We start from the raw sequence: 12018 nt of genomic DNA on the forward strand, positions 1-12018 counted from the left end.
CCATTCCGGCGTACGACACCGAGTCCCTGCTTGCTTTCTACAGCGCGTAAAAAAACCGGCCATCAAGGCCGGTTTTTTCTGTTTCTGCATCCCCCGCCGAACAGTGCGACGTGAGACCTCTATTCGATTGGAGCGGGTAGAGGGAATCGAACCTTTAATGGACAAGGAGGTACGAAGGTTGTGTAGGTGTGTAGGTAGGCGAGCTGCGTTCGCCCCTGAAGTCGCTGGCTACAAAGTTGCGATTCCTCAGCTCCGTCTTTACTCACATTGTGACTGTTGCAAAGGAGACCTTTTAGGGGGGTAGTACAGCCATTGGCAGAGTGAGCATCATTGAAGCTGTAAGGTATGATCGTCGTAGCTTGCCCCCCTCCAATCAGGCTAGGAATGATGCTGAAGGTTTTGAAACGCGTCTTTAACGTCCTCTATCCCGACCGCCGCCCTCAACGGGAGCAGAAGCGTGAGCGGGAGTTCATCAAGGCAGCGAACAGCCTCAAAACCCTCAGGGTGACACAGGAGGGCGGGATGTCCATCGATCCCGAAGAACTCCGAGATCAGATAATCGCCTCACGTGAGCAGTTGAAGCATTTTGTCCACAATCCAGGAGCGTCTAGCGGATTATTCAAGGCAGCGGGAGACGTCCAGGTGGAACAGAAAGCGAGTCACGCCGTTGAGACTCCAGTGAGTGCCATGAAGTGTATCGAGGTGGTGGCTTGGCGTAGGTTGCAGACCGGCGCTGCTGTGCGCTACCTGTGCCTCCAGTCTACGAGTACCGGTTGTTACGCTGTGGCGACTGCTAGTCTCTTCTCCGGTGGTCAGGAGAGTCTCCCAGGTTGGGTTGACGGCAGTACCAGCAGGCAAATTGCGAATGCCCTACAGCTCGGTGAGCTCCAGTGGTACGCGGCTGTGAGCGAGGCTATGGATGCATGGGATGCGGAACGCTGATTGCCGTCACAGTCATTCATCGGGGGATCGCGTCAGCTGCTGTTCGGTTTCACTCATAGTGCAGCTCTCCAAACAAACCGATCATGAGATCACCTTCCAGGATTTCGAACGGAAGGGTGACATATTGATCTCGATGACGAGGTAGGGCTTTCCCGTCATGTGGCGCGTTCTTAGTGTGACCTTGTACTTGCTCGCCATTTTCCTTGATATATGGAAGCACTACGATCCGACCATGGTTCTTGGACAAAATAGTGCCTTCATGCCATAGGGTCGAACCTTCTTCGCTATTAGACTCGCCCCCGGTGTTCTTGATGACCCACTTAGGCTGCCCTTCATCCTCGAACCAGAACACGAAGCCTGCACAGACCAACACCCTCTGGCCGCGCATCCTAGCCTCGGCAAGCATTTGTTTGACGCTTGCCAGTTGAAGCAGTTGGTTAGCTCTTGGAAGCAGCAGAGCACGAATCTGCGCCTTGGTTCTTCCCCAGTGATCAGCTGCCGAAAGACCAAAACCCCTGGCAGTAAATTCTCTGAGGCAGATCTGTGAGCGCTTCGGAGTTAGAGCGCCAATCTCTTCCCATTTCATGTCTTCGGTACGACGAAGACAAGCGTTAAACCTTGGGATAGCAACCACTTGCAAATATGGGGCACGTATTAGCTGTTCGTGTAGCGGCTCCCGCAAACTGTCCATCTTACTGGGCAGATCTAAATCTTGGATGGCTTGCCGGGGCAGTTGGGCATTACGTTTGATTGCCTCGCGCTCCATCAACTCCTCTTCGTCCTGAAGGCGACGAGCCGCAGTCAAAGCCTTGTCGACCTTTAGGATGATTGAGGCTTGGGTCACGGGATCAGGCATGGCTTTGCTAATGCGCTCGGCGGTGGTCTGGTTGAACACATCTGCCGCAATCATAGCTTCTGCAAAGGTGCTAAATGAGGAACCACGTGCATGCCCTTGCCCGTTGTCGTAGAAGTAGCGCTTCCAGGCGAGCAGGGAGTCGGGGAAGAGCTTCAGAGCTCGCAGCTGCCATGACCAGCCGATCCCAAATTGACGGAATGGTAGTACGGCTAGTGTAGGCATCGAGTGGTAGGGCATCTGGTCGAGTCGCATGCTTTCTTCCTTGCAGATAGGCTGAGGACACTCCGGTTCGCGCTATTGGTATAGCCAGCCCTTAACGTTTGGGGACACACCCAATGAATAGCACATAGTCAAGACTATTCAACCCACTACCCTAATCCCGACGTTGATGAGATCGTTCCTTCGCTGTGACCTCCTTATTTAATCCATAACTGGAGCATATAAAATCCAGTTTGCTGATAAACTATGGCAAGTGACAAAATTGAAGCTGCTTCCTTAAGCAACGTCTATGCACGACAGCGATGTAGAGTGTCTCGAGGTGGCAGGTCATCATCCCATCCCATCCCATCCCCACTCGCGGCGGCTGTTTCCGTCAGACCGACCCGACGGATGAAGTTAAGACCGGCGTAAGGAACCGGTCTTGTGTTAATGGGATATGTTGTTGTCATACCCGATATTATATTATGGCTGCAACTGTTAACGGATACTATGTTCCGCAAAATCAGGGTTAATAGTGAAGTTTAAGGTGCTTAAGAATCGTGAGATATCTTTCGAGGTCGCATCTGCTGGGCAGCGATTCACAAACTCGCTTACTTCCTTGGTGATGGCGTAGCTGAAGTCTTTCCAGTCACCATAGTCATAAGAAAATCTTAGAAGATCACACATTATAAAGGTTTCTTTGCCCTTTCCTTTGTTCTTTGGTATATAAATTACTTTACCTCCGAAGCCAGCAATCTCCATGTGATCCTCATACTTGTCGTAGTGAGGGTGTATAATCGTATAATGCTCCTTACCCCTAGGATAAAGGGCATTTTTCCTTAGGGGGCGGGCAAAGACTTTTTGGTCAAGTTTGCTTAGGTTGCATTCTTTACATGCGAGAGCCAGATTTTCAGGTTCGAACAAAAATCTAGGATGCTCTGATTTTGGGACTATATGCTCTACATCCCAACTCAAACCATGATTTTCTCTCTTTAGCATACGGCAGTAAGCGCACTTGTAGCCTTGTTGGTCAAGGTAATGTTTTCGGACTGATGCTCTAAGCGAAACTATCGGGCCGGTTGTTTCGTTCCAGATTTTATGATTTAACCCGTCGTAGGTACTTATGTAGGCGGAATCATCCCCGTTAAAGACTATAGGCTTCATCCGTAGAGGGCCTCAAGCTGGCAAATCAGGTGATAAACTGGGTCACTATCGCTCATCCTCTCTCGGGTCTGGAAGAGCTTTTCGATAGTATTCCGATCTTCTCTATTAAACTCTTCTCGTCTACTAATTTTTGTTAGCATTATTAACGTGGTGCGTAAAAGATATTCGTTGTTTTGACCTGGAGACTGAAATATTTCCGCGAGCTGAAAATCCGCAGATCGTTTTGCATACTCGTAAGACTTATATAATTTTTTTTCTTCAAGGTTTAATACATATCCATTATCAGATACCAGCCCAGACACTATTTGTGGCGAATGGGTGGCAATCACAAAATGGCAGCCATGGTAATCTGAAAAAACCTCTTGCAGTTGCTTCACCAGATTGGACTGCCACTGAGGGTGAAGGCTGATTTCTGGTTCGTCAATACAAATCAATGAACCGTTTTGGATAGAACCTGCAATGCCCAGCATCATCGTGAGCATGCACTGCTGCCCAGAACTCGCTTGGCTAAGGCGTAGGCGAGACTTATTATTAACTTTTATAAGAGTCAGGTCGTAGATCTTGATTAAGCCGAATCTCAGTAACGCTGACAAGTCGCTCAAAATACTTTCGCCAATCTCTCCATCAAGATCCCATAAGTAGATTTCTAGATGAGATTTTTTTTGGCGCTTTAACGTTTCGTAGAATTTGTGTTGCTGGTCATTAGGAAAAGATATATAGCTTGTTTCGTCTGATAAAAACTCGATTACACCATAGTTGCAACTATGATAGAGTTCGGATTTTTCCACATCTGAAAGTTTGTGGAGTTGCTTTATGTCTAGCGCCATTTTTATATCTAGATAAGGTGCAAAGCCAAGGTACTCAAATATATTTGAAAGCCTGTTAGCATTTCTCTGCCCCTTCAATAGTCCGTCTATAAGTGAAGCTAGGCTGCTGGGCACGCTACTCCCATTTGGTCGCTCTGAGCCTATATAGCTATATTTGATTCCGCTTGGCTTCTTTTTTGATTGGCTTGAGCTCGGAAATCTATCATGACGCCCCGTTGATACCGCGATTACATGAGTAGGACATACTGCAGAACCGTAGGATAGTTGAATTTCTTGGTCGCTGTAGCTATTTGAAGGGTTGCCGAATTTCTCTGGAACGTAATAGTAACTTGGAAGATCTAATGCTTGATCCAGTGCCAATGTCTGCGGCCACATATTCGCATTAGGTAGGATAGAGGTCTCTAGTGCTTTATCATGATTATGGTATAGATGTGTGTGATAATCTTCTAAAGCATTAGAGTATCCTGGTAATTGCTCGAACGAACTAAATATACTTGGGGGGGAGTAGTCTGGCTGGTATTTATCCTGCAGTGCAAACACGTAGGTGCTTACGATTTTTCTTAGTAGCCGACTTTTGCCTACGGCGTTTTGACCAACAACCAAAGTAAAGGTGTTGTCTGTCCAGCTGCTCACCTGGCTGTCGCTCAAAGGCACCCACTGCCCATCAGCTTGGACTGACTCTATTTGAAACCTCATCAATGACGATCCTTATCGGTTGTCGAACAGTTCTTCATACCTTGAATGAAGCTGACCCTGTGGGTCTTAATTTATCGCCTTCTGCGACTGCCAAACGTGCAAAAAAGGCAATATGCCATCGCGGCACTGATATGACCAGCAGATCGACTCAGGTGGTTCGCATATTCTTCAACCCCGGGTGCGCACTTTGCCTAATGTGATTTAACCGATTCACATACATGCGTTTGGTGCCCTGAGCGCTCAGCCATACACGCAAGATTGTTAAGGCGAGAATACACTCGCAAAACCTAGGTTCTGTACGAAAAGCCTTGAAACACCGAAATGGGTAAAAACGCCGCCATCAACGGCGTGAGCCCCTGATGGCCAAGCGATACGAACTCAACGATTCATCCTGGGAAATGATCGAGATTCAATCACTCAGGATCAGTAAACGAGACGTCCACGACACGACGACCGACTGATGCTCAGCATCAACTGCTGTCCAGTGACTATGCTGACTGGATTCAGTTACCTTGCTGTACTTGAAAGATCAGTGATGAGGCCCAATCTAGGGGGATCGGAAACCACTCAAGCATTAGAAGGATTACCACGATGGTTCCTGGTATCGACTTAGCGCAGCCCCTGAATTTGGGCGTCATAACCAACCAACGCAGCTATTGGTCGACACACTTCTACTCTGTGCTTGAGTGCCTTCGCTACCACAACACCCTGCAGTGGCCTGGACGGAAGCTCTTCGATCTCGGAAAGGTCAACTGGAGCCTTGAAGACTTGAGGTCTGTGGCCCCGCCGAATTTCTTCCAGTTGATTGACGCAAACATGCGGAATTGGGGTATGCAGTATTTTTTCGCCACCTTTCTCAATCGGTATGAGGCGGAGCCTATCGTCCAAGCTATGATCAATAAGCTGGCGGAGCTATGGAGCTGCCCATTTGGGACAACTGAATACAGCTTCTACATTTCAGGGAGAGATTCCGACCTCGGAAGGCAGGTGGCGCTCCAGTTTGATGAGATTTTTCCGAAGAAGGTGCTTCTCGATGAGCCGAATCAGAAGAAAATCATCGATTTCTCCGACTTGTGCATGATTTTGAAAAGCAAGGAGCATTTCGATGAGCTAGGGAATCAGAAACGACTTGGTTTGTTTGGGGAGGTCGAGGGCAACAAGGGCGAAGAGCTCTTTCAGACGGGTTATTGGTCGGGGAAGAGCAATTACTGTGTCTTTGCCTTTGGGGTGGTCAATGAGACAGGTAGTGGCGCCTATATCAACACCAAGCTTGTAGGCCAGGTAAATCGAGTCCTGGTTACTTTGCAAACGGAGCACTCCGTGGTGAAGGATTTCCGGACTGTACTCTGGTGGATGGCTCACCTGTTCATGTACGGTCGACTTGCACAGCTCCCCCCGAATATTGATGAAGAGCTTGGTTTTTTTCTGAATTTTATAAAGAACCGGTTCAACAAGGACATTGTCGAGCTCATCTCAGAATTGGGTGAATTTGTGCATGCTGATGACGTCATTCAGTCCAAGCCAGGCCCCACTACGATCATCACCAAGATCAACGCCTAGGCTCTTTATGAAATCCCGCGCAACCCAATTGCCGCCCCTTAAGGACTGAGTTTTTGTAGGGTCTACGGCCATCGACGGAAAGGAATTCTGCGATGGCAAAGCGTTATGCACTCTCGGACGAGGCATAGGATGTGGTCGCTGACTTGTTTACTGGAACGCGCGTCAGAGGTAGGTCGTGCGCCAGTGATCGACTAATGCTTGATGGCGTACTCAGGGTTCTTTGTTCGGGTGCTGCGTGGCGGGGTACGCCCGAGTGCTTCGGGCCTTGGCCGACGGTCTACCATCGGTTTCGAGGCTGGCGAAACCAGGGAACACTCGATCAAATGCTAAGGCGATTACACCGCAACTCATGATCAAGGTTTGATCGACTTGCAAACCTGGATGATTGACTCGACAGCTGTGCGGGCTACCCGTGCTTCATCTGGGGAGTGGGAGAAGGGGGCTGATGAGCCTGCCGATCACGCTTTAGGCCGCAATCGTGGTGGCCTGACTACCAAAGCTCACCTGCTCTGCGACGCCGACGGAGAGCCGTTGCGCTTCCTTCTCTCCGATGGGCAAGCCAGTGATATCAGCTACACCCCAGCCCTTGCTGGATTATGTCAGCATTCCGACAAGCCAACGTGGCCGTCCTTGCAAACGCTGCAAATGGTTGCTGGCCGACAAGAGTTATGACGCCGAGGCATTGCACCGATACTGCGACCGATATCGCATGCCGCCCGTCATCCCACTGCGCTCCATGAAGCGCATACCCAAGCCCGGTTTACCGAGACTGTTTGATCGCCCCAAGTACCGCCAGCGCAGCATCATCGAACGCAAGTTCGTCTGGCTGGAAGAGAACCGCCGTATTGCCACGCGCTTCGACAAACTTGCAAAAAGCTCCGCCGCTATGGTCTCGCTGGCGTGTTCCCTGCGGGGTCTGCGACAGCTTTTTTCGTACAGAGCCAAGTCAGCATCAATCCTAATCGTCGGCCAGGCATGGAGAGACGGTGAGAGGGCGATACTGGCTTTAGGTTTAGCAAGTTGGTGGCTTGACGTAGGGTGCTAATTCTCGCTGCCGTATGGTGCACGTACGGGGCGATTCGCCGTCGCGGCAGACTACCTACTTACCGTGGCAAAACGCAGAAGCTTTCACCTCGGATGGAACCCTACAAAGTTAAGCACTTCGTCGGCGCCATACCAAGAAATGAACTCTTGGTTGGCGACCGTACGCTGCGACATCAATTCTTGAGATACACCGCTATGATTGTATTTAAAGTTTGCATATTGATTTCCCGAACACCATCTTTAGATGTTTGAGAAATAGACTAAAGCTTCCATACCTCAATGGTCTTGAAAAGCTTTTCAATTTGGGCTGACAAGTCTGTTTTTTTATCATAGCTATAAATAAAGTTGCCATACCCATTTGCGAACTTGTTGGCAATCGTTACTTTGGGATAGCTGCTAATTTTCTTGAGTCTTAAACCTAAAAGCTTGTAATATTTAAGTCGAAAGTTTTTCGGCAGATAGCTCTCTATCGTGTAGCCTTCAGTCACCCAGCAGTAGCCATCGTTCGAGTTGTACTTTTCAAATTCTGACCATACCTCGTACTTTACGCAGTTTTGGTTGATGCACTCATCAGCTCCGCTGGAAAGGCGTTTGAAGTCTAGATCTCGATCCATAACAACAATGGAGTTCCTGTTAATGCTAAACATATCGATTAACCCTGACCTGCCACTGGATGTGAAATGCCCGAGCGTTGATCCGCCGTAGAAGACGAAGGAAAAATCGAGATTTTCTATGGGCATCTTCTTTGAATTCGTCAAGCACCACAAAAACAACCAGTGCAATATATAAATCCGATCAGATGCACCTTCGACCCATATGACTCCATTGGCTTGAAAAACGTCACTAGGCTTGATCCCTAGGCCGCCTAGAGCTTTAGCCGGTGATGTTAATTCCGTCAGCGCGTGGCCATTGACTTCAAACAGTTTTATATCGGGTACATCCCAATTTGATATGTCTATAAGGGCAGCAGAGTGTGTAGAGATAAATAACTGCAATTTTTTGTGCTTAGCGATCTCAGAAACCCTAGCCACCATTAGCCTTTGAAGCGTGGGATGGAGGTGCACTTCAGGTTCTTCAATTACACAAATTTGATTGTCATTAAGAGAATTTAGCCATCCCACCAAACCTGCAAAAGCTCGCCAGCCAGATGGTATCATATTGATAGGAATGTGGTTGGTTTGGCCTAAATCATCGTTCAGGTAAACACCTAAAACACCATTTCTAATATGGCTGATAGGTTGATTGAATTTAAAAGCGGTTGCCGAAGATGGTGGGCTGCCATAAATGACTTGGCCGTGTTGTAAAGGGTGCGGTGCAAGGCCTACTAGATTTTTAGCATCTTTGTTTAGCGCATCTATGACTCTTTGTATATTAACCCCGCTCTCATCGTTCGAGTTGCGAAAGCTAATGTCTGCTTTAACTTTATTCAACACCTGGATCAGTTTGGGTGGTGGCTTTGATGAATTATTTAAAATGCTACCTGAAAAAAAATACTTAGACGATGGTGTGTTTACAGAAATCTCCGCACCAAACTGTTGTATGCTTAGTTTGTTGAATTTTGACTTTACCCAAGTTCCGTTATCGAAATGGATGACGGATATCGCTGCGGTCGTTGAACGCATATTTTCACGAGCGACTGTTTTTATGATTTCAAAATCCTGAAGCGCACGTACCATATCCAACACGGTTGACTTACCACCGCCATTGGGGCCGACAAAAATATTAATTTTCGAAGCTTTGAATAGCTTGAAATTACTTGACTGTGGAGAGTTCGTAGTCATCGATTCGTTTAGGTAAAGCCGACGAAGACCAAGCAGCCCAAAGCTTTTAATATGCAAGTCGTAATCCTTTACAAAATTATTATAGGGTCGCACCTGACATCGCATTTTGAGAAGAAGCTCGGAGCGGTGCAGGCATCACACGCTTATTGTACTAGGAGTCCGGTAGTAGAGGGGATGTAAGACACTTGGGAAGCTGCACAAAGGGCACCCAGTCAGTGGGCTCTAGATGATGTCGAGCTCGTACTGCATACGGTCGAAGGCCATGTCGTGGGTGGGCTTTGGACTCTCTCAGTGTGTTTACTAACTCAAGCAGCTCTCAGCGGCATCTGGATATCGCAGTACACCGTGTCGTCCTCGTGTCCCATTCCCTTCATCTGTTCAGTCTGTTCCGAGTTTGCATCTGGCAAGCCTATGCTGCTCTAGATGCCGCATCTCTGCGTCCCAGCCATCCAGGAATTTATCCCAGTCTGAGGCATATGGCCCATCAACCAACCTGGTCGACCCAATGCTTGCCTGATGGAACCGCTCCCTCCAGGGTTGCGGAATAGTCTGCTCCAAAATGATGTCGATTCCGGAGTGGTAATGCTGCACCGTGACACAATCCTGAACCCTGTTGAGCTCAAGTACCTTGTCAGTATGAGGGGAGTCTTTTCGCTCTTGAAGTTCAAGGTCATCAAGGATGGATAAGGCATCGAACGCCTTCGAATCGCCTGGAGTTATGTTCGCAAGCATCCATAAAGCCTTTCGCCTCTTGGCTTCCAGTTCGCGGAGTTCATCGCGGGGCATTGGGGTTACCTCTTGCTTGAGCGAGTTGGCGCTGATGGCGTGCCGCCTACGGCGTCAGGCTGCAGTTAATCGAACCCCGCCAATGCGTGTCTCGCCCCTGCGGGCTGGCATCTTTCACGCCTGCGCGCTTCGCTAGCTTAGTGTTTGCGCCTCTGTGAAACGCAGATCGTAACGCATGCTGCCCTGAGGATTTGCAGCTCAGCATCGTTATTCAAAGCGTTCTGTTATCGTTCTAAAAGTAATTTAGTCGCTCTTAGTCATCAGCCTTCTGGGGAGCCGTGAATGGATACTGGACGTGTACTAGGCAGAGCCTACCAAAATGTTCGCGATCCCGAGCGCCTACTCATTGAAGAGCGCGCCGAAGCTCTATCCGCTGCCGGCTACCCGCTGCCAGCTGATGACCCGGCTATGTACGCTGAGCGAAGGCTGAAAGAGGCCAGAGCGGCAGCTCGTTCATCCCAGGTAGGTAGCGTTAGCGAAAACACTGCGGCTGAGCTCTCCGCAAGAGAGGTATCCCAGGTACTGAGGGAGGCGATTTTCGGTCGAAGCGTCATGAGCAAGGTGGGTCATGAGTCGTGGGACGAGATTTATGCCGGCCACTTCCAGATCAATGTAGATGGTTGGAGGGTCTCGATTTGCAAAGACTGCGATGAGCTCGCTTACTGCGAAAACTGCGTGAGCCCAGATGAGCGGCGCTGGTCGTTTGACGCAGGTGATCGATATGGGACTGATCCTGTTGCCCTGCTCTCCGTCTGGGAGCATCAAACACTTGAGAGGCTTTTGAAGGAAATCTGACTCAACGCATCCATGGCGCGCCCCTGACGGGGACTGCTGTCGTAGACCATGCCCTGGCTAACGCCAGTGTCATGGCCCGTCGGGCTTCCATCCTCGCGCCTTCGGCCTTGTTGGCCTGCGCGCTCCCCCACAGTCTCAGACGCCTCATAGGCAACCACGGCGCTGAAAAAATTTCTACCTGCCCAACCCCATCAGAAACTCGTCGACCCGTTCGAATAAATAAGTATTCGGGTCTCCGCCATCATCCTTCGCGATGAGCAATTTCTCTATTTGGGGCACGGTGAGTGAAACAATCAGCTTTCCTCCTTCTCGCATGGCACCTCGGATAACCTTGTCTGCTGAAGGGGCACACCCTTTGGGCGATATCATAATTGCAAGCTTTCTAAGGGCTGAGGGATACAGATATCGCTCAGTCGTAACCACCTCCTTCTGAGTGATTGGGTCGGTATAATTTTTGAACTCAAAAATCACGTACCGGCTGCCCAAATCATCGAGCATGAGTTTCCAGATTTCAGCGTTAGGAAGTATTCGACATATGAGATCCCTGCGGTGAAGCTCATCATCGGTATTCGACTGCTCATGCCATCCATGAAGGTCGGTTTCAAACAGATACTTCAAAGCGGCGATACACGCGTCCTCGAAAGCAGCCGCCATCTTTCGTCCAGGTATAATACCCAGAAGTGTATCGGCCAATCGGCGCCCAGTCTTTTGGGGCATCTCTTTAGTTTCGGAAAGACCGGTTTCTAGCGCCAAGGCTGGCTTGGTGTAGGGAGATGTCGTTGCTTCGAAGAAGTGCTCCAGCTTCCGTGTAAGTCCTGGAAATCCAGCCGCGCGTCTGAATAGTTCCGCAGCATCCCAAATTTCGACCAGAGGGAATGCCTTCGCAGCCTCCGCCAAGCTGGGTGTTAATGGGCACGAAAAAGCAAGGATAGCAACGCGGGCTCCTACCAGCTCTCTTACACTATCTGCCTGTCTGAGAGCCTTCAGAAATAGACTGGGGGTGGGAGGAGATAAATATCTGTAGTGCTTAACTTCAGCTACGCCAACCTCACCGTCCCTTATAAAGGAAACGTCGATCTCATAATGCCTTTCCAAGGCATTCATGCCTTGAGGGTTGTTGCGAACATCCTCGTAACCCAGCGCCCGAAATATCTCGGCTACAAGCCGCTCCAGGTACTCTCCGCTTGAGTTGATATTGTGCACAAAAGCTCCTGTGAGCTACCTGTAGAAGACCACCAAAAGCCCCCGGTGTCAGGATAGTTGTCGCCTCTCCGGTTTTTCCAAAAAAAGCATATCGGGGGCGGAAAGAGACTGGTCGTGCCGTACTATTCACCTGAACGCAGAGCCGCATTACTTAAGATGCTGCTTC

At 49.3% G+C, this 12018-nt stretch carries 9 protein-coding genes and 1 pseudogene; 4 read left to right on the plus strand and 6 right to left on the minus strand.

The window, feature by feature from the left end:
• The first annotated feature begins 387 nt into the window (after positions 1-387).
• Positions 388-942, plus strand: a complete 555-nt coding sequence (locus AACY18_RS21280) for a hypothetical protein (protein ID WP_339466002.1) — start codon at positions 388-390, stop codon at positions 940-942.
• Positions 943-991: 49 nt separating this feature from the next.
• Here AACY18_RS21280 and AACY18_RS21285 read toward each other — a convergent pair whose 3' ends face one another.
• The 3 genes from AACY18_RS21285 to AACY18_RS21295 form a co-directional block, all read right to left on the minus strand.
• Complete coding sequence (locus tag AACY18_RS21285) at positions 992-2050, minus strand: hypothetical protein (RefSeq protein WP_339466003.1); 1059 nt, start codon at positions 2048-2050, stop codon at positions 992-994.
• 444 nt (positions 2051-2494) lie between these two features.
• Positions 2495-3160 carry an HNH endonuclease gene (locus AACY18_RS21290; RefSeq protein ID WP_339466004.1) on the minus strand — a complete coding sequence of 222 codons (666 nt, stop codon included), beginning with the start codon at positions 3158-3160 and terminating at the stop codon, positions 2495-2497.
• Positions 3157-4683 (minus strand): AAA family ATPase, encoded by a 1527-nt coding sequence (locus AACY18_RS21295; RefSeq protein ID WP_339466005.1) that lies wholly within the window; start codon positions 4681-4683, stop codon positions 3157-3159. The genes AACY18_RS21290 and AACY18_RS21295 overlap by 4 nt, the downstream gene beginning before the upstream one ends.
• 591 nt (positions 4684-5274) lie before the next feature.
• On the opposite strand from AACY18_RS21295, the gene AACY18_RS21300 reads away from it, so the two are divergent.
• Complete coding sequence (locus AACY18_RS21300; protein WP_339466008.1) at positions 5275-6243, plus strand: hypothetical protein; 969 nt, start codon at positions 5275-5277, stop codon at positions 6241-6243.
• Positions 6244-6374: 131 nt separating this feature from the next.
• Positions 6375-7183: pseudogene (locus AACY18_RS21305) on the plus strand (IS5 family transposase); the annotation flags it as partial.
• A 364-nt stretch (positions 7184-7547) separates the two neighbouring features.
• Here the strand turns inward: AACY18_RS21305 and AACY18_RS21310 are convergent.
• Both AACY18_RS21310 and AACY18_RS21315 read right to left on the minus strand, forming a co-directional pair.
• Positions 7548-9125 (minus strand): ATP-dependent nuclease, encoded by a 1578-nt coding sequence (locus AACY18_RS21310; RefSeq protein WP_339466009.1) that lies wholly within the window; start codon positions 9123-9125, stop codon positions 7548-7550.
• 321 nt (positions 9126-9446) lie between these two features.
• On the minus strand, positions 9447-9854 hold the full coding sequence (locus AACY18_RS21315; RefSeq protein ID WP_339466010.1) for a hypothetical protein: 408 nt from the start codon (positions 9852-9854) through the stop codon (positions 9447-9449).
• 282 nt (positions 9855-10136) lie between these two features.
• Between AACY18_RS21315 and AACY18_RS21320 the strand changes: the two genes are divergently transcribed.
• Positions 10137-10649, plus strand: a complete 513-nt coding sequence (locus AACY18_RS21320) for a DUF7693 family protein (protein ID WP_339466012.1) — start codon at positions 10137-10139, stop codon at positions 10647-10649.
• A 174-nt stretch (positions 10650-10823) separates the two neighbouring features.
• Here AACY18_RS21320 and AACY18_RS21325 read toward each other — a convergent pair whose 3' ends face one another.
• Entirely contained in the window at positions 10824-11852 is a 1029-nt protein-coding gene (locus AACY18_RS21325; RefSeq protein WP_339466014.1) for a restriction endonuclease, read from the minus strand.
• Positions 11853-12018 lie beyond the last annotated feature (166 nt).

The organism is Pseudomonas sp. EA_65y_Pfl2_P74 (genome assembly GCF_963970575.1).
Taxonomy (GTDB): Bacteria; Pseudomonadota; Gammaproteobacteria; order Pseudomonadales; family Pseudomonadaceae; genus Aquipseudomonas; species Aquipseudomonas baetica_A.

Excerpts from the sequence above, each read along its gene's own strand:
- AACY18_RS21280 (WP_339466002.1), top strand. The coding sequence starts at position 388 with ATGCTGAAGGTTTTGAAACGCGTCTTTAACGTCCTCTATCCCGACCGC.
- AACY18_RS21320 (WP_339466012.1), top strand. The coding sequence starts at position 10,137 with ATGGATACTGGACGTGTACTAGGCAGAGCCTACCAAAATGTTCGCGAT.
- AACY18_RS21290 (WP_339466004.1), bottom strand. The coding sequence starts at position 3,160 with ATGAAGCCTATAGTCTTTAACGGGGATGATTCCGCCTACATAAGTACC.
- AACY18_RS21315 (WP_339466010.1), bottom strand. The coding sequence starts at position 9,854 with ATGCCCCGCGATGAACTCCGCGAACTGGAAGCCAAGAGGCGAAAGGCT.
- AACY18_RS21295 (WP_339466005.1), bottom strand. The coding sequence starts at position 4,683 with ATGAGGTTTCAAATAGAGTCAGTCCAAGCTGATGGGCAGTGGGTGCCT.
- AACY18_RS21300 (WP_339466008.1), top strand. The coding sequence starts at position 5,275 with ATGGTTCCTGGTATCGACTTAGCGCAGCCCCTGAATTTGGGCGTCATA.
- AACY18_RS21285 (WP_339466003.1), bottom strand. The coding sequence starts at position 2,050 with ATGCGACTCGACCAGATGCCCTACCACTCGATGCCTACACTAGCCGTA.